The sequence below is a fragment of the Acinetobacter junii genome, assembly GCF_018336855.1.
Classification (GTDB): Bacteria; Pseudomonadota; Gammaproteobacteria; order Pseudomonadales; family Moraxellaceae; genus Acinetobacter; species Acinetobacter junii.
The window spans coordinates 2,257,080-2,274,497 of record NZ_CP059558.1 but is presented as its reverse complement, the minus strand read 5'-3'; the positions used below and the strand labels follow the sequence as shown (position 1 = coordinate 2,274,497).

The 17,418-nt window shown below is 39.0% G+C and carries 15 protein-coding genes and 1 other RNA gene; 11 read left to right on the top strand and 5 right to left on the bottom strand.

Going from position 1 to position 17,418, the window contains the following annotated elements; translation table 11 throughout:
• Nucleotides 1–10 precede the first annotated feature (10 nt).
• The 5 genes from H2677_RS10725 to H2677_RS10705 all read left to right on the top strand — a co-directional run bounded on the left by H2677_RS10725 (nucleotide 11) and on the right by H2677_RS10705 (nucleotide 8,679).
• Nucleotides 11–1,102 (top strand): ATP-binding protein, encoded by a 1,092-nt coding sequence (locus tag H2677_RS10725; RefSeq protein WP_212638521.1) that lies wholly within the window; start codon nucleotides 11–13, stop codon nucleotides 1,100–1,102.
• A 256-nt stretch (nucleotides 1,103–1,358) separates the two neighbouring features.
• A complete protein-coding gene (locus H2677_RS10720) occupies nucleotides 1,359–3,854 on the top strand; it encodes a DUF5682 family protein (RefSeq protein WP_212638520.1) in 2,496 nt (831 codons plus the stop codon).
• A complete protein-coding gene (locus H2677_RS10715) occupies nucleotides 3,854–4,990 on the top strand; it encodes a VWA domain-containing protein (RefSeq protein ID WP_212638519.1) in 1,137 nt (378 codons plus the stop codon). The genes H2677_RS10720 and H2677_RS10715 overlap by 1 nt, the downstream gene beginning before the upstream one ends.
• Nucleotides 4,987–7,119 (top strand): SWIM zinc finger family protein, encoded by a 2,133-nt coding sequence (locus H2677_RS10710; RefSeq protein WP_212638518.1) that lies wholly within the window; start codon nucleotides 4,987–4,989, stop codon nucleotides 7,117–7,119. The genes H2677_RS10715 and H2677_RS10710 overlap by 4 nt, the downstream gene beginning before the upstream one ends.
• A gap of 372 nt (nucleotides 7,120–7,491) precedes the next feature.
• On the top strand, nucleotides 7,492–8,679 hold the full coding sequence (locus tag H2677_RS10705; protein ID WP_373865849.1) for a putative solute-binding protein: 1,188 nt from the start codon (nucleotides 7,492–7,494) through the stop codon (nucleotides 8,677–8,679).
• A 173-nt stretch (nucleotides 8,680–8,852) separates the two neighbouring features.
• Here the strand turns inward: H2677_RS10705 and ssrS are convergent.
• From ssrS to H2677_RS10690, 3 genes are all read right to left on the bottom strand, one after another.
• A non-coding RNA gene (gene ssrS / locus H2677_RS10700) (6S RNA) lies at nucleotides 8,853–9,034 on the bottom strand.
• A gap of 90 nt (nucleotides 9,035–9,124) precedes the next feature.
• Entirely contained in the window at nucleotides 9,125–9,412 is a 288-nt protein-coding gene (locus H2677_RS10695) for a cell division protein ZapA (RefSeq protein ID WP_004912439.1), read from the bottom strand.
• A 2-nt stretch (nucleotides 9,413–9,414) separates the two neighbouring features.
• On the bottom strand, nucleotides 9,415–9,969 hold the full coding sequence (locus H2677_RS10690; protein WP_042890824.1) for a hypothetical protein: 555 nt from the start codon (nucleotides 9,967–9,969) through the stop codon (nucleotides 9,415–9,417).
• 65 nt (nucleotides 9,970–10,034) lie between these two features.
• Between H2677_RS10690 and H2677_RS10685 the strand changes: the two genes are divergently transcribed.
• The 5 genes from H2677_RS10685 to H2677_RS10665 all read left to right on the top strand — a co-directional run bounded on the left by H2677_RS10685 (nucleotide 10,035) and on the right by H2677_RS10665 (nucleotide 15,342).
• Nucleotides 10,035–10,667 carry a UPF0149 family protein gene (locus H2677_RS10685; RefSeq protein ID WP_004912433.1) on the top strand — a complete coding sequence of 211 codons (633 nt, stop codon included), beginning with the start codon at nucleotides 10,035–10,037 and terminating at the stop codon, nucleotides 10,665–10,667.
• A 67-nt stretch (nucleotides 10,668–10,734) separates the two neighbouring features.
• Nucleotides 10,735–12,051 carry a Xaa-Pro aminopeptidase gene (gene pepP / locus H2677_RS10680; protein ID WP_212638516.1) on the top strand — a complete coding sequence of 439 codons (1,317 nt, stop codon included), beginning with the start codon at nucleotides 10,735–10,737 and terminating at the stop codon, nucleotides 12,049–12,051.
• Between the two features lie 428 nt (nucleotides 12,052–12,479).
• Nucleotides 12,480–13,691 carry a 2-octaprenyl-6-methoxyphenyl hydroxylase gene (ubiH, locus tag H2677_RS10675; RefSeq protein WP_004955280.1) on the top strand — a complete coding sequence of 404 codons (1,212 nt, stop codon included), beginning with the start codon at nucleotides 12,480–12,482 and terminating at the stop codon, nucleotides 13,689–13,691.
• On the top strand, nucleotides 13,688–14,920 hold the full coding sequence (locus tag H2677_RS10670) for an FAD-dependent monooxygenase (RefSeq protein WP_212638515.1): 1,233 nt from the start codon (nucleotides 13,688–13,690) through the stop codon (nucleotides 14,918–14,920). Before ubiH ends, H2677_RS10670 begins: the two co-directional genes overlap by 4 nt.
• A gap of 173 nt (nucleotides 14,921–15,093) precedes the next feature.
• The gene (locus H2677_RS10665) at nucleotides 15,094–15,342 is read left to right on the top strand and encodes a hypothetical protein (RefSeq protein ID WP_004912421.1); all 249 of its coding nucleotides are present in this window, start codon (nucleotides 15,094–15,096) and stop codon (nucleotides 15,340–15,342) included.
• Between the two features lie 21 nt (nucleotides 15,343–15,363).
• Here H2677_RS10665 and H2677_RS10660 read toward each other — a convergent pair whose 3' ends face one another.
• Complete coding sequence (locus tag H2677_RS10660) at nucleotides 15,364–15,813, bottom strand: MerR family transcriptional regulator (RefSeq protein WP_199955848.1); 450 nt, start codon at nucleotides 15,811–15,813, stop codon at nucleotides 15,364–15,366.
• A 61-nt stretch (nucleotides 15,814–15,874) separates the two neighbouring features.
• Here H2677_RS10660 and H2677_RS10655 point away from each other — a divergent pair, with 61 nt between their 5' ends.
• Entirely contained in the window at nucleotides 15,875–16,504 is a 630-nt protein-coding gene (locus H2677_RS10655) for a cation transporter (RefSeq protein ID WP_212638514.1), read from the top strand.
• A 73-nt stretch (nucleotides 16,505–16,577) separates the two neighbouring features.
• On the opposite strand, the gene rsmI is transcribed toward H2677_RS10655, so the two are convergent.
• Complete coding sequence (rsmI, locus tag H2677_RS10650) at nucleotides 16,578–17,417, bottom strand: 16S rRNA (cytidine(1402)-2'-O)-methyltransferase (RefSeq protein WP_004955272.1); 840 nt, start codon at nucleotides 17,415–17,417, stop codon at nucleotides 16,578–16,580.
• Nucleotide 17,418: the final 1 nt, after the last annotated feature.

Sequence of the window (17,418 nt, the reverse complement as noted above, 5' to 3'; positions counted from 1 at the left end):
TGGTAAAGATATGAATCCACAAGACATTATTAAATTAAGTGCTGAACAACGTTTTGCAGAAGAACTTGCAATAATTAGTGAGCATGACCATGCGCCTAAACCACAAGGTTGGTTACGTTCACCACGTGCGGTACGCCAATTTATTCTCGGTGATGAGAAATTAGCGATTAGCCGTAAATTTTATGGTGATGATGCTTTAGTTGACAGAGCGATTGTGACTTTACTGGGCAAACAAGGTCTCATGTTGGTTGGTGAACCAGGTACAGCAAAATCTATGCTGTCCGAATTATTAGCAGCAGCGATTAGTGGTGATTCAGGATTAACCATTCAAGGAACAGCAGGCACGACTGAAGATCATCTCAAATATTCATGGAACTATGCTTTATTACTTGCTGAAGGTCCTAATGAGAAGTCTTTAGTTGCATCATCTGTTTACCAAGCGATGCAGCATGGCAAGATCATTCGTTTCGAGGAAATCACGCGTTGTCCACCTGAAATTCAGGATGTTTTAGTTTCATTAATGTCTGAAAAGACCATGATGATTCCTGAGCTTGGGGATCAAGGTCGTGTTTATGCCAAAGCAGGATTTAATATTATTGCTACCGCCAATTTAAGAGATCGCGGTGTGCATGAGATGTCATCGGCATTGAAACGTCGTTTTAATTTTGAAACTGTACGACCGATTGCTGATCCTGTTTTTGAACGTGAGCTTGTACTGACTCAGTTGAAACGCGAGTTAGGAGAGTTATCTGATCAGATTCAAATGTCTGAATCTGTGGTTGATCTACTGGTCACAGTTTTTCAAGAGTTACGCCAAGGCACAACCAAAGACGGTACATCAATTAAAACACCTGATGCGGTGATGTCGACTGCTGAAGCGGTCAATATCGCTTATGCAGCTGCTTTAGAAGGTTATTATTTAGGTGATCAATCTTTGAGTGGTGCTGCGATTGCACGTCAGTTGATTGGCGTGGTGTTAAAAGATAATGCTGACGATGCCAAGCGGATGCGTTTTTATATGGATAATGTTGCCCGTGAACGTGCCAAACAGGATGTAACTTGGAAGGCTTTTTTTGATGCTGGAAAAACGTTTTGGCAGTAGATTTTTTGAGTCTTAACTGAGTCGTGCCGAGTTCTCATCTTATTTGAGGATAAGCCTTCGGCTCGACCTACTTTTGTTTAGACAAAAGTAGGCAAAACCATTTGTCATTCACAGAACCTGTTGACTTCTTACATTTAGTTAATCGAGTCGCAGAAACAACATTTGACAGATACCACACAGGCTGTGAATGACGTTCCGAGTATCAGATGTTGTATGTAGTTTATATAAAAAGTGAAAATTTATTGAAATAAAGAATATGACGATACCACAACGCTTACAACAAGCAATACAACAGCAAAAGGCTTTGGCAGATAAGGGTATTCATTTTTTACCTATTCGCCATCATAGCCCAGCGTGTGCTTATGCTGCTTTACAATCGTTGCAGCAATTACAGCCTAAACACATATTGATTGAAGCACCACGTTCATTTAATCGTTTAATTGCAGATTTACAGCATCCAGATAGTCAGCCACCACTAGCTGTACTGTGTCAAACCGAAATCATCGAAGCAAATAATAATGCTGCTGATGATGAAAAGACGGAACAGAAACAAACGCGTACTGCTTATTATCCATTTTGCGATTATTCACCTGAATGGGTTGCGCTGCGATATGCGCCAGAAATTAATGCTGAGGTTGAGTTTATTGATTTAGCATGGACAAGTCAGATTGATCATGAATTAAAGACGATCACCAAACAAACTTGGCAAAGTCGAAGCTTACAGCAAGAGCGCTATTTGGCTCATAGTCAGTATTTACAAACCCTAGCACAGAAGTTGCACTGTCGAAATCATGATGAACTTTGGGATCACTTATTTGAGTTAAAGCCAAAGCTGGAGATGCATGATTGGCAAAGCTTTTTCCATGAGGTGCTCGTTTGGTGTGCTATGTCTCGTTTAGATTATGAGGATAGCGTTTTAGAAGCCGATGCTTCTTTAATCCGAGAACAATGCATGCTGCAAAGCATCTTAGAATGCTATGCAAATAAAAAAGGCACAATCTGTATCCTTACAGGTGGTTTTCACACCTTGGCCTTAATTGAGCAATTGGCAGCACATTTATTGGTTGAGAAACCTAAGAAAATTAAAAAAATAAAGTCAGCCGATCAGGATGACCAAGCGTGGTTGATTCGTTATAGTTTTGATCGTCTTGATGCTTTAAATGGTTATGCTTCTGGTATGCCATCACCTGCATTTTATCAACGTTGCTGGCAACATATGATGGAGAAATCCTTTGATGCTGCTGAACAGCGACAAGCCTTGATCGTTGAGTTACTGTCTGATTTTTCTACGCAATTACGCGAACAGCAGATTTTGGAAAGTAGTTTTATTACGGTTAAAAATGCAACTGAACAGGCGATTAGATTAGCGGCTCTAAGAGAACATCATTTAATTAGTCGTTTTGATTTGATTGATGCCTGTCAAAGTAGTTTTGTCAAAGGCAGTTTAGATGAGGGACAACAAGCATTTCAAAGCCTATTGAAGCAAATTTTGGGTGGTGCGCGTCTTGGACAAGTGGTGCAATCCACACAGACCCCACCATTGTTAGCTCAAGTCTATGACTTAGCAAAAGTTCATCGTTTTAAATTGGATGAAACGACGACCAAACGCGCAAAACTGGATGTCTTTCGTAATCAAAAACATCGTTTGCGCAGTCGTTTTCTACATTTACTTGATTTCTTGCAAGTGGGATTTGCCAAGTCAGTGAGCGGCCCAGATTTATTAGGTGGTGGGCGCTTACATTTATTATTTGAAGAATGGGATTATGCATGGACACCACATGTTGAAGCTCAGTTGATTGAATTATCAGAGTTAGGAAGTGAGTTAAATACTGTTGCAGTACAAAAACTCTTGTATATCAAACAGACTTTTTCTCAGGCAGGACAAGGACGGTCATCACATCTTGCAGTACAGCTTTTAATTCGAGCAGCATTGATGGGATTGCACAAACAAATTCCAATTCTGTTTGCTGAAGTTCAACAATTCTTACCCACTGATCCTGATTTGGATTCGGTGATTCAATGTGGACAAAAATTATTAAATTTATGGACAGGCAAAGATTTCTTAGCTTTTCAGCAACAACCTGAACTTAAAGCACTGATGCAGCAAGTCATTCCCACAGCATTATTTTTACTGTCTCAGTTGGCAACGCCACCAGCAGACCAACAACAGCAAATTCTGAATCGAGTTTTGCAATTACGCAATTTGTCTAAGCAGATAAATCGTGTAGTGGGTGGTGAGCTAAATTTCCTAGCACAATTTTATAATGCTTTAGCACGATTAAATACGGACTGGCAAAAGCTAGATGTGTTAGCGGGTGCGGTTGACGCCTTACGTTTTATTGATGGTGATTTGACTGAACAGGATTTACAGCAATCAGTTCAGCGACATTTTGGTTTAGGTGCTAACCCTGAACATGCAGTTGCTTATCTATCTGGAATGATGCAAAGCGCACCTGAATTATTATTGCGTTATCCTGCAATGGCACAACTACTGAATCAACTGTTATTAAAATGGGACGAGGCTGCCTTTGTGGCGATTCTGCCTGATTTACGCCAAGCATTTACTCATTTTAAACCGAAGGAAACAGCGGCTTTTGCTGAGCAGATTGCGCAGCTGAATGAAGTTTCAAGTTTGGATATCTCTCAATATATCAGTGAGGTTTCACAAGCTGAAATGCTACAAGGTGTTCAATTAAATCAACAACTACAAGAATTTTTGATCGAGCGAAATTTACAAGGTTGGTTAGTATAATGAATGATTCAAACTCTAATAACCTTGCAGCACGTTGGCGCTTGATTTTGGGGCGCTATAGTGATCGAGCTTTGGATCAGGTACAGCTTGATGCAGAACAATTACGTTTGGAACGTACTCTCGATTATTTATACAACCGTGAGTATGAACAACGTGGTCATGTTGCAGGGGAGTCTCGTCATGGCTCATTAGATGACTCACAGCTCACTGCAATTAATTGGCTCAATCAAGCGCGAAAATTATTTCCGCAAAGTACTTTTGAACGTATTCAAACTCAAGCAGTTGAACGCTACCAATTAGATGCATTACTCAAAGATCCGCAAAGCTTAAAAAGTTTAGAACCTACACCTCAACTTGCTAAAGCCTTATTGACGATGCGTGGGCGAATGAATGCGCAAACTCGAGATGCTGTCCGAGAGATTATTCAAACCGTAGTAGAGCAAATCGTTGCACGATTAAAACCTAACTTTATCAATACGATTCATGGTCGACGCAATCGTTTTCGCCGTTCTTTGATCGCAAATAGTCAGAACTTTGACTGGCGACGAACGATTCGGGAAAATCTAAAACACTATAACGCTGATTTAAATAAGCTTATTATTCAACAACCATTCTTCAATGCGAGGGTACAACGTCATTTACCTTGGACTGTCGTGTTGTGCGTGGACCAAAGTGGTTCAATGATGAACTCTGTTATGTACAGTGCGATTTGTGCAAGCATCCTCGCAAGTTTACCTGCTGTAAAAGTACATCTCGTATTATTTGATACCAATATTGTTGATTTATCTCATATGGCACATGACCCCGTTGAAGTGCTATTGACTGTTCAGCTTGGTGGTGGCACAGACATTGCCAAAGCGGTGAATTATTGCGAACGTTTTATCACACAACCAAATCGCACGATTTTTACGTTAATCAGTGATTTTGAAGAAGGTGGTTCTGTAGCACATTTACTCAATGCGATTAGTCGCTTGCAAAGTCAACACGTAAAGTTATTGGGCTTAGCTGCTTTAGATGAACAAGCTAACCCTGTCTATGATATTCAAATGGCACAGAGGCTGAATGAGAGGGGCATGTCTGTTGCAGCGCTAACCCCTGAACATTTTGCTGAATGGATGGCGGAGGTGATGCAATGAGCTGGCAACACCAATATTTGGCTTATGATCAAGACAGTCTTGCTACTTATGCAAATACTGGTTTGGTTCGCCGTGCCTTAAAAGATATTGAGGCAGGAAAGGTTATTTTACAAACGGAGCAATCTGAACACATCACCATTGAGAGTGATGGTCAACAGGTTGGTTTATCATCGGCAGGTTTAGTCAATGCATCATGTAGTTGCCCTGCAACAGGTGCTTGTAAGCACATTGTCGCAGCCGTTTTATATCTGCAACAACATTTACAAAATTCAGTTCAGCAACCAATCGAAAATCTAACAACAGACTCAGCTGAGGATATTCAAAGTACGACTGTTGAATTGGTTGAACAACTTGAAAATAATTTCCAAGCCAATCTGATCGAAGAAATATTGAGAGTTGATCTCAACCAAATCGCCAAGAAAATAGGTAAAGCTCAAACTCAAAAAGCCATCAAACTCGCTCGGCTTTGGCAAAAAGAACAACAAACAGAATTATTTGAAGAAGAATACAGTTTAAAAATTCGTATCAAGAGTCTGGCTGAAGACATTATTTATGTGGCAGGGGCTGGTTTTGCTGGAATGCTGTCAAATTTAGAAAAGGATCAGTCAGCATATTATCTAGCTGCTTTAAGTGAAGTACAGCGACTGCAAGGAAAATTCTGGACTGAGTTGGAATTCAATGAGACAGAGAATCCCGCAGTTCTGAGTGAGAGTGAAGGTCAATTTATTATTGAATTAAAAGATGATCTTGCTCAGTTGATTGAGTTTGGTTTATCGCATGTAAATGAAATGACTGCACGACAATTACATCTACTGAATATGTCTGCTAGAAGTGAGTCGTTACCTCGTTTGGCTGCAATGTTAAGGCAGCTGAGTGGTCAGGTCAGTAGACTTTTAAATCGTGACGAACATAGTTCTGAACACGAAACATTATTATATTTAGCTCAAATCAATGCGTATCTTTACCAGTTAGAACATACTGAGGGTGAGGCTTTAGTTCGCTTAAGAGGGAAGTCACGTCGTCAATATGAAGTAGATCAAGAACAAATAGATTTAGAGCTTTTACCTTTAGGTGCACGTTGGTGGCGAACATTGGGTGGTGCTAGAGGAATAACTTTATATTTCTCAGAGCAAGAAAACCCTCAAATTTTTGAGGTGACACTAGCGCGTACTGAAAATAATGATCCGAACTTTAATCGTTATAATGCATGGTCTCAGCAAAGCATTTGGATGATGACAGCTCAACAACTTATGCAAAAAAAAGTACGATTACAACAGCCACGATTTTCTGAGGATGATCGTTTATCTGCTTCAGGACAAAGTCGAGCCTTACCACTTAATAGCTTAAAAGATCTTCAGGATTTTAGTATTTATCAACACATCGGATTTGATAATTGGCACAAACTACAGCAACGTTGGCAGCAACAATTACAAAGTATTGAAGGTGTTGATCAAACAGTAATGCTTAATATTTCTAGCTATGACAATCCTCAAGTTGATGAAATTGAGCAATGTTTGTGGTGGACGGTCTATGATCAGAATCAATCAGCGATACATTTACGTTTAGATTGGAAAACGTCAGAAATAGAAAAAATTCGTCAGCTTGAACGCTTGTGTAATCAAAAAACTCAAATCAACTCTGTTTTTGTATATTGCCAGATTAAAGGGCATACCTTGGTGTTATCGCCAATTAGTTTATTGATCACGCAAAATGAAAAAACTCGCTTGTTTAACCTAGATTTTGATCAATTCACTGAATCAAAAAAGACTTTGAAAGAAAGTATCGTTGGACGGATTGAACAACTCTTAATGATGAAACAACAACAGAGAGCAAAATTTTCATCTATTCAAATGAGTTTAAGTCAAAAAGTGTGTGAACCAATTTTTGATGTATTACTTAGTCTGAGTTGCTCTGGGCGTATGATGCTGAGTTCATCACAGATCGAAACATTGCAACAACAACGTCAGTTGGCATTAGATGCAGGAATGAACATACTTGCAAAGCAAATCACATCACTTTTAGCCGAGTCTAAAATCAATGTTGAGTCAATTTTACGGCTTATTTATCTCTGTGATTTAATTCTACGAATGCAAGTGGAGTTACCAATTCAACTGAATCAAAACTTGTAATATGTTTGATATTTGATTTTTAGTTAAAGAAAACTCGTTGGATTAATTCTAGATTTTTCATACTTTATATTGTTTGGAAAAGCCGATTTGGGGTTTTACTAAGGTATAAAAGCTGGTTTTCGATTGTTTTAGTCGGATAAATATTGTCTCTCGTATTCTATAAACTTCGATAAAATATAGACTATTATCAAATAACGAGAGTTTTTATACTTTTCTTGACTTAATTGACATCATCTAAGTAAAAGCAGTCAATTCTATTTTGATTTAATGACCTTAACTTGAATAAAAACTATTGGGAAATAGCTAAAAATGGACCGTTTAATCCAAAAAAATAAGTGCAGGATGTCAATTAAATCAATTCTTATCACAGGAATGTTGGTCTCGTCATTCGCCATGATGAGTCCAACCTATGCTGCACCTGAAGGGAAGTTAGATCTAACGCTTTCAACTCATTCGCAGAATAAAGTTAAAAAACTACTCAATGACCCTAAAACTTGGCAGCAGATTCCTAAACAGGTCACTTTATGTGTGTATTCGCCGAATGGTGAGCATAGTGAAGCATTTGAACAAGCAACTAGCTATATCACTGAAATTCCAAGAATGGTAAACGTCGCCAAGCAGTTTGGTGTCAATATGAAGGTTGCTCGTCCTTCGCATTTACAATTTAAACTGGATTTTGATTATCCTAAACTTAAAAAAACAGCATCTACATTGGTGAACCTAAAGGTTTATACCAATGAAGCTGTCTTAACCGAAGATTTCCGCAGTAAACGCTGTGATGGCGCAGGTATTAGTAATCTACGAGCGAAACAATTTAATAAATTTGTTGGAAGTATTGATGCAATTGGTGCACTACAAACATACAAACAATTGAGTGCAGTGATCCAAGTTTTGGCAAATCCAAAGTTTGATGAAAAGATGGTGAACAAAGACTATGAGGTTGTCGGGGTAGTACCATTAGGTGCTGCTTATATTATGGTCAACGATCGAAATATTAATACTCTAGCTAAAGCTGCAGGTAAAAAGATTGCTGTATTCCAATTTGATGAAACCCAAAAGAAATTAGTTCAAAATGTAGGTGCTCAACCTATTTCGGTAGATTTAGTGAGTGTTGGTGGTAAATTCAACAATAAAGAAGTCGATATTATGGCTGGACCTGCGATATTGTTTGAACCACTAGAGTTACATAAAGGGATGAGTGATAAGTCTGGCAAAGTTGTTGGTGGGATTATTAAGTTCCCTGTCATTCAAGTGACAGGCACATTGATCATGCATCGCAATAAATTCCCAGCAGGAATGGGATCAATTGCGCGTGAGGTCATTTCTAAACAGCTCAATCCAGCATTTGAATTTGTCGATAAATTGGAAGCTAAAATTCCAAGTAAATATTGGTTAACACTAAATGAAAGTGATAAGCCAGGTTATGTTCGACTTATGCGTGAAGCACGGATCCAAATGACGAAAGAAGGCTATTACGATCCAGATATGATGAAGTTGCTGAAACAGGTTCGTTGTTCGCAAGCGCCAAGTCACTATGAATGTGCCTTGAACGATGAATAGACCTTAAAATTTTGAAGTGATAACGCCATAGTACATATAGCATGTGCTATGGTTTTTTAATTTGAAATGTACTAAAAATAAGAAGAGTTTTGATGGTTATAAAAATAAAAAAACGTTTTGATTGAGAGGGGATTATAAATTGAATTTTCTTTTGGTGAGAACCATTAGAAAAGTAATGCTCCAGAGGTGCCGCTGCATGGTCGTTACCCTGAACCCGATGAGTTCAAGGTGGAGGTGACGTACACTTACTGGGTTTCCTACTCGAGGCAGGCATACACTCAAAATGTACAGGACACATCCATAAATTTAAGTATCGGCAGGGGACTAGACGTACTGGCGAACACCCTAGAGACAGTTTTAGTATAACTGATCTTTACACGATGACAATCCTTGCAGATCACATATCTGTAAAGATACTTACTAATTGATGGGGCTTTGTGCAATTTTACTCAACAGTTTGTTCGACATCTTCCAAGATCGTTTGAAGTAGGCGCTCACAGTGAGCATATTCCTGCAAAGATTTATTCAAACTAAAGACATCTTGTGCCATCTGTAAGGCAACCATAATGACTAACTTATTGTGTTCTACACGAGGAGCGTTACGTCGCATATCCTGAAACTTTTGATTCAGTAATTCAGCTGCACGTTCTAATTCTTCACGTTTATCTTCAGTGGTATTTAAGCGAAAAGTCTGTTCAATTAAACGAAGTTCTACTGTCACTTGTTCACTCATGATCAGTTTTCCTCTTGTAGTTCAGCATTTGGGTGAGCAAGTTGCTGAATTTCTTGTGCATGATGATCTTGCGCAGTACCTAGGATGGCAAGACGCTGAATAATTGCTTCAACTTTTGATTTTGCAAGCTCATTTTTTTGCAATAAACGATCACGATCTTGCTGAAGATCTTGGATTTCTTGCTGGCTATGACGTTGTTGTGCTTGGAGCTTCTCTTTAGTCACACGTAAATCATTACGCTCTGCCAAAATCTCTTGAAAGCGATTTTTTAAGTCAGTGGTACTTTTTTCCAAGCGGCTATAGCGTTCAGCAAGTGTTGTTGCATCTTGATTCAGCTGCTTAAATTGATCTTGTAACTGAGTTAATTGTTCAGTTAAGTTATCAACTTCGTCCTGCTTTTGCGTGATGATGCTATTTTTTTGCACGATTTGTGCATGATGTTCTGTTTCAGCTAAAGCTTTAGCTTCAGTGAGCGAAGTGTTTTCGCGCTCTAAATGATGTAAACGTGTTTTTAAAACACCAATATGCGCTTGTAGACGCTGTAATTGTTCTAACATAACGAGGTCGCACAGAGTTGCAATCAAAGGTAATATATACAGCAGTATAGAGATTGGATAAACGAATGCAAGACGATATTTCAGGTTGGACGGATTGGAATGCCCATTTTGATGGGATTGAAGAGATTTCAAGTCCAAGTGAGTTACATGGATTACTCACAGGTATAGTTTGTGTCACACAAGCACCAACCAAAGACGAATGGTCACAAATTTTAAATACTTTAAATGTTCCTGCATTATCGGAAGAGGCATTAGAAAGCTTAACTGACGAAAGCGAAGATGTTTCTCATGCCTTGTCTGACGATGAGTTAGATTATTTGCCGATGTTGCCAGATGATAGTCATCTACTTGTTGATCGAGTTCAAGCTTTGGCTGATTGGTGTGCTGGTGTGGTTCTAGGCTTTGGTTTAGCATCGGGACATATTCGTGCTGATGAACAAGAACTCATTGAACACTTACAAGATGTTGCAGCAGTAGAGTTTGAAGATTCAGATAATGATGACGAAGGTGAAGCAAGCTATGAAGAGTTATACGAGTTTGTTCGTTTAATTCCAGTGAGCTTATCGATTGGTCGCAAAAAGATTTCTGTTAGTGAAAGTTCGCTCTTAAAAAACTTTCACGCCAAAAGCAGAAATCAAGAAAGCACAGCTGATCCACAAACTATTGTAGAAATGTTTACACCGCATCGTCCGAGTTAATGCGGTATTAAATCTCCCTAATAAATCCCTCTTACTTTTTAGAGGGACTTTCAAGCTGTAGGATAATATGAAACTAACTCAAGCTGATTTTAAACAACGCCGTGATGATTTAGCTCATAAAATGGGTGCAAATAGTGTTGCTATTATTGCGACACGTGCAGAAATGTACCGCAATCGCGATGCAGACTATAAATATCGAGCTGACAGTAGTTTTTATTATTTAACTGGTTTTGCTGAACCTGAAGCAGTTGCGGTTTTGGAAACCTTCGCTGAAGGTGAAATGTATCGTTATTCCTTATTTTGCCGAGAGCGTAATCGCGAAATGGAGATTTGGAATGGTTACCGTGCTGGTGTGGAAGGAGCTGTTGAAATCTATGGTGCAGATGAAGCATTTGCAATAGATTTATTGGATCAGGAAATCATTGCTAAGCTCTTAAATAAAGATCGTCTGTATTTTCGAATTGGTCATCAAGCTGAGTTTGATGCCAGAGTAAGTCAATGGATTCAAAAAGCTGATGCTCAACAACGTCGTGGATCAACCTCTCCAGCAGAGGTTATTCAGCTTGATCGACTTATAGATGAGATGCGTCTGAAAAAATCAGCGCAAGAAATCGAGCTAATGCAGATCGCATCAAATATCAGTGCAGATGCACATACACGTGCTATGCAAGCAGTGAAACCAGAAATGATGGAGTATGCACTTGAAGCAGAACTCAATTATATTTTTGGTAAAAATGGTTGTGTGCCAGCCTACAATAGTATTGTTGGTGGTGGAGAGAATGCGTGCATTTTGCATTACGTAGAAAACAATAAACCATTAAAAGATGGTGATTTGGTTTTAATAGATGCTGCTTGTGAATATGAATTCTATGCATCTGATATCACTCGTACTTTCCCAGTCAATGGTAAGTTCAGTCCTGAGCAAAAAGCACTTTACAATATTGTATTAGATGCACAACTAGCTGCGATTGATGCAACACGTATCGGCAATCAATACAAATATCCACATGAAGTCGCTGTAAAAATTTTAACTCAAGGTTTGGTTGATCTTGGCTTACTTAGCGGTAACGTAAATGAGTTGGTTGAAAGTGAAGCATTCCGTCAATTCTTTATGCATGGAACTGGGCATTGGCTTGGTATGGATGTGCATGATGTCGGTGCTTATAAGCATGGCGAAGACTGGCGTGCTTATGAAGCAGGTATGGTAGTCACCGTTGAGCCTGGTTTATACGTCGCACCCGATGATGAAACGGTTGATGCGAAATGGCGTGGTATTGGTATTCGTATTGAAGATGATATTGTAGTCACTGAAAATGGACCGTTGGTTTTGACTAAGAATGTAGTGAAAACTGTTGAAGAAATTGAGCAATTAATGGCTAGTTAAGTCAGAAATATTGATCTAAAGGCTTATTCTAGGATAAGCCTTTTTTATTTGTCGAATTAAAATAAAACACAGACCAAACAAAGTACAAATTCCAATCCCAATTTGAGTTAGAGTAAGATAGGCTAGGGTCTGTAGATATTTCATAAATGCTTGCGACAGTGGATATTTTTTAGGTGATACAAGGCATGGCTTATGAAATTTAGTCATTCTAAATAAATAAGCCATAACGCAGTAGCGACAAAAAATATCCCTGTCCCACAGGGTTATGGCTAAAACTTCCTTAAACTTTGTTATGAAACTTGACAAGGAGTTGCCATTGCCTACGTTTCATGCCTCGTTTAAGTTGTTTTAGCCTATAACGCAACCATAGATGAAATATCAACAGACCCTTAACATCAAGTCATGAAAAACTGATAAGGAATAATATTATGCAGCAACAAGTCATCATTGTCGGTGGGGGTATGGTTGGACTCAGCCTTGCTTTAATGTTGGCAAAATCTAATATTGCCGTAAAGCTATTAGAAGCTGTGAAATATCCAAATTACGATGACGAAAATCTAGCTCCATATCACTCAAGTTTTGATGCGCGTAACACCGCTTTGTCACGCCGTAGCGTGCAAATTTATCAAAAGTTAGGATTGTGGGATGCATTACAACAGCATGCGACCCCAATTTTACAAGTGCATATCACAGAGCAGGGTAGCTTTGGTAAAGCACGACTAGTCGCAGAACAAGAGAAAGTAGAAAGCTTTGGGCAAGTAATTGAAAATGCGTGGTTAGGTCGAGTATTACTCACCCAAGTTCGTCAGCAGCCTCTGATTGAATTAATTGATGGGGTACAAGTGACGTCACTGACACAAGATGCAGATGAGGTTCACATTGAAGCCATGCGTAATGGTGAATATATACACTCGCTCAAATCAAAGTTAGTGATTGCAGCAGATGGTCGTGATTCTTTCTGTCGTCAAGCAATTGGTGTGGGTGTGGATGAACATGATTATGACCAAGTTGCGATTGTCACAACAGTTCAAACCTCTAAACCTCATCAACAGGTTGGTTTTGAGCGTTTTAGCGCATTAGGACCATTGGCGTTATTACCTTTACCTGGTGAATATCGTCGTTCTGTCGTTTGGCCAGTTAAAAAAGGTACTGAAGCTGAATGGTTGGGTGAAGAAAATGATCAACACTTCTTAGATGCCCTACAAGAAACTTATGGCGATCGTGCGGGTAAATTTGAAAAAACGGGTAAACGTTTTAGTTATCCATTGTCACAAGTTCTGGCTCACAAACAGGCAGTTGGTCGTGTAGTCCTCATGGGTAATGCAGCGCACACAATTCATCCTGTTGCAGGGCAAGGCTTTAACCTTTGTTTACGTGATGCTGATGTATTGGTTCGTTATTTACTAGAACAGTTAGCGAAGTCTGATGATATTGGTCATCCTGATAATTTATTGGCTTATGAGCAAGCACGTTTAACAGATCAGCAGCGTGTGATTAAGTTCTGTGATTCAGTTGTGCGTGGTTTTAGTAATCAAAATCCGCTTCTTAAATTAATAAGAAATACAGGATTGATTGCATTTGATGTGATTCCTGGAATTAAGCCTTTGGTTGCGAATTATGCGATGGGGCTAAAAGCATGAGTGAAATGTTAGATGTCGTCATTGTTGGTGGTGGATTAGTCGGTGGTTTAACAGCGTTGTTGCTAGCACAAGGTGGCGTGCAAGCAACTGTATTGGATGCTGCACCAGTGCTTGATCAAGACAAAACTTTAGCCGTGATGAATCCACGTGTGTTAGCTTTAAGTCAAGCAACGATTCATCTACTAAAGACGGTTGATGTTTGGAATGATTTAGCACGACAAATGCCATATTCAGGTATGCAAGTCTGGAATAAAAATGGTTATGGTGAAATAAATTTTGGGCATGCTTCTGAAGAGCAACCTCGTGCAGATCAAGCTTTAGGTTCAATGGTTGAGCCAAGTGTTTTGAATATTGCGATACAGCAAAAAATGTTACAGCAGCTCAAAGATTACCGTACCCAAGTAAAAGTTATTCGCATTGAGCAAATTGCAAAAGGTTGGTCGATTCAACTCGCCGATGGCACGATCCTCAAAACTAAGTTATTGATCGGTGCTGATGGTGCAAACTCATTTGTACGTGAGCAAGCTTATATTGATTTAGATATTTTAGACTACAAACAAGCTGCAATCAGTTGTGCGATTAAAACGACACAACCGAATCAATATGTCGCACGCCAAATTTTTCTACCTACTGGTCCACTTGCATTTCTACCTATGGCAAGCTTAGATCAACAAGAAAATGGCTACTGGCAATCAATTGTATGGACTCTACCTGATGATTATGCGGATGAATATTCGAAGTTATCAGATCAGGAGTTTATGCAATTACTGACACATGAAAGTTTGCAAATGTTGGGTGAAGTGGTCGATGTAAGATCAAGAGCACAATTCCCACTTAAAGCAAGAGCAGCTCAGCGTTATATCAAATCTGGTTTAGCTTTGATTGGAGATGCTGCACATGTCATCCATCCTTTGGCAGGTCAGGGCGTAAATATCGGTTGCTTAGACGCAGCAGTTTTATGTGATGTTTTATTGCATGATTTAAAACGTGGTGTATGGGCAAATGAGCAAACTTTGCTTCGCTATGAACATCAACGTAAAGGTCAAAACGACGCTATGATGCACAGTATGTCAGCAATCGGGTGGTTAGAAAGTTCAGAGCTATTTCCATTTGTTTGGGCAAGGAACTTTGGATTAAAGCAAGTCGAACAATTTGAAGTACTAAAGGATCGCTTTATGCAACAAGCGAATGGATTGGGTGCATTGCAACACACACGCTACGCTTGCTAAAAAATAGTAGATATTTTTTATACAATCATTTATAAATCAGAGTGAATTTGGTCGTTAAAAGTACAATTTGTTAAACATTCTACTTTGATAAATGAGAAGAGCTTGTTACATTTCACAAAGTTCTGATGACCAAATAACGATGATGAAGATTTAGTCATTGTGGGGAGAGTAATATGACGGAAATTAATGATTACGATGAAAATACTGAAGACTCTGCTGTAGACGATGAAGAGGCGAAAGCAGCAGAAAGCGGTGCAGATAGCGAAGAAGCAACGATTGATGATGCTGATCTAGCTGAAGCTGAAACGCTAACGGTGACTGCTAAACAGAAGCAGCGTCAGGCTTTGGAAGATGAAGTGGCTGCGTTCCTTGCTCGTGGTGGCAGAATTACTGAAGTTCCTCCTGGTGAACATCACGACTGAATTTAAAGCATTTGAAAGGCATCACGATTGTGATGCTTTTTTATGTTGATGTAATGTGAGATCACATTCTAGTGGCTGATGTAATCCTTTTAAAATTCCGCATTGTTCTATCGTGCGGTGTTGAGAGCATTGTTGTTTCAGTTGAATAAAGTCTTGCTTGAGGTGCTCTAAGTTTTGAATCTTTTGAGAAACCTCATTAATGTAATGATCAATCAAGTGATCAACTTCGATACAGGTTTGGTTGGGATGAGTTGATAACTCTTTCAACTTTTGAATATCTTGCAGGGTTATGCCCAATTCGCGGCAATGTTTTAAAAATAAAAGTTCTGAAAGTATCTCTTCAGAATAATGTCGATAATTTCCTGCTGTACGTTTTGCTTTTTCAAGTAATCCAATCTTTTCATAATAACGAATTGTATCTATTGAAACACCTGACTTTTTAGATAATTGCCCAATTGTAAAATTCATTATGCTTGACTCTAGATCTACTCAAGGGTTTTTAATCACTATAAAAGATTCTTTGAGAAAAGTCATGGCAGGATGTGGTTGTACTACAGCGTGTGCCCCAGCAAAAACAATGAGTCCTAAGTTTAGAAAGGCATTATGGATCGCTTTGATTTTAAATGCGCTAATGTTTTTTGTAGAAATCATCGGAGGAGCGCATGCACAATCTGTGTCTTTATGGGCTGATGCACTAGATTTTGCAGGAGATGCTGCAAACTATGCTATTTCATTAATTGTGCTTTCTATGAGTTTGTATTGGCGAGCAACGGCAGCTTTACTGAAAGGAATCACAATGGCTGCTTTTGGTATCTTTGTTATCATTAAAGTGATTTGGTCATGGTGGATAGGTGTGATACCTGAACCTATGCTAATGGGAGCTATTGGGATATTGGCATTACTGGTTAACGTATTTGTTGCCATCATGCTTTATACATTTCGAGATGGTGATGCCAATATGCGTTCCGTATGGTTGTGTAGCCGTAATGATGCGATCGCAAATATTGCGGTAATTTTCGCTGCAGCAAGTGTTTGGGGAACAGGAACCGTCTATCCAGATTTATTGGTCGCTTTTATTATTGCTTATCTCGGTGTGAGTTCAGGATTGAGCGTAATTCAACAGGCTAGATCAGAGCGAAAAATGGATCAAAGTCGAATTTAACAAAAACGCTAAGTTGATAATCTTTTCTAAAAAATGGATGTAGATATTTTCAGTAATCTACATCCATTTTATTTTAATCTTGTTGTGTAAGTTCTAAAGCACGTTGGTAGGCAACTTTCTTTTTGATACCTGTTAAATCAGCTGCCAATTGTGAAGCCGCTTTGACGGAGAGATCTTGTAGTAATCTTTTCAATAAGTCATCTAGCTTATCTTGTTCCATATCTTTTTCAGTCGTAGCACCACCAACGACAACTACGATTTCACCTTTTTCTTGGTTGTGATCATTCTGAATAAACGTTACGAGTTCTTTTAACGTCATTTTTTTGATCGTTTCAAAAGTTTTGGTAATTTCGCGAGCAAAACCTACAGGTCGATCTTCACCAAAGACCTGAACCATGTCTTGGATACATGCCAAAATTCGATGAGGTGCTTCGTAGAAAATTAATGTTTGTGTTTCATCTTTTAGCTTTTCAAGTTGGCTAATGCGTTGAGAAGCTTTGGATGGAAGAAATCCTTCGAAACTAAAACGATCGCTAGGTAAACCAACAGCACTTAATGCTGCGATCGCTGCGCATGCACCAGGTACAGGAATGACACGTATTCCATGTTCTTGAGCAGCACGAACCAGTTTGAAACCAGGGTCACTAATTAATGGCGTTCCAGCATCACTGATTAGCGCGACGTCTTCACCATTTAACATTTTTTGGAGAAGTTGATCAATTTTGTTACTTTCATTGTGATCATGACACGCAGTTAATTGAGTTGAGATATTATAGTGTTTAAATAACTGTGCAGATTGACGAGTGTCTTCTGCCGCAACTACCGATACAGACTTTAAAATATCAATTGCACGATAGGTCATGTCATCTAAGTGCCCAATCGGGGTTGCTACAACAAATAATTGAGCACTCATA

Coding starts and splice junctions, on each gene's coding strand:
- H2677_RS10725 (WP_212638521.1), top strand. CDS start 11: ATGAATCCACAAGACATTATTAAATTAAGTGCTGAACAACGTTTTGCA.
- H2677_RS10720 (WP_212638520.1), top strand. CDS start 1,359: ATGACGATACCACAACGCTTACAACAAGCAATACAACAGCAAAAGGCT.
- H2677_RS10715 (WP_212638519.1), top strand. CDS start 3,854: ATGAATGATTCAAACTCTAATAACCTTGCAGCACGTTGGCGCTTGATT.
- H2677_RS10710 (WP_212638518.1), top strand. CDS start 4,987: ATGAGCTGGCAACACCAATATTTGGCTTATGATCAAGACAGTCTTGCT.
- H2677_RS10705 (WP_373865849.1), top strand. CDS start 7,492: ATGTTGGTCTCGTCATTCGCCATGATGAGTCCAACCTATGCTGCACCT.
- H2677_RS10695 (WP_004912439.1), bottom strand. CDS start 9,412: ATGAGTGAACAAGTGACAGTAGAACTTCGTTTAATTGAACAGACTTTT.
- H2677_RS10690 (WP_042890824.1), bottom strand. CDS start 9,969: ATGTTAGAACAATTACAGCGTCTACAAGCGCATATTGGTGTTTTAAAA.
- H2677_RS10685 (WP_004912433.1), top strand. CDS start 10,035: ATGCAAGACGATATTTCAGGTTGGACGGATTGGAATGCCCATTTTGAT.
- pepP (WP_212638516.1), top strand. CDS start 10,735: ATGAAACTAACTCAAGCTGATTTTAAACAACGCCGTGATGATTTAGCT.
- ubiH (WP_004955280.1), top strand. CDS start 12,480: ATGCAGCAACAAGTCATCATTGTCGGTGGGGGTATGGTTGGACTCAGC.
- H2677_RS10670 (WP_212638515.1), top strand. CDS start 13,688: ATGAGTGAAATGTTAGATGTCGTCATTGTTGGTGGTGGATTAGTCGGT.
- H2677_RS10665 (WP_004912421.1), top strand. CDS start 15,094: ATGACGGAAATTAATGATTACGATGAAAATACTGAAGACTCTGCTGTA.
- H2677_RS10655 (WP_212638514.1), top strand. CDS start 15,875: ATGGCAGGATGTGGTTGTACTACAGCGTGTGCCCCAGCAAAAACAATG.
- rsmI (WP_004955272.1), bottom strand. CDS start 17,417: ATGAGTGCTCAATTATTTGTTGTAGCAACCCCGATTGGGCACTTAGAT.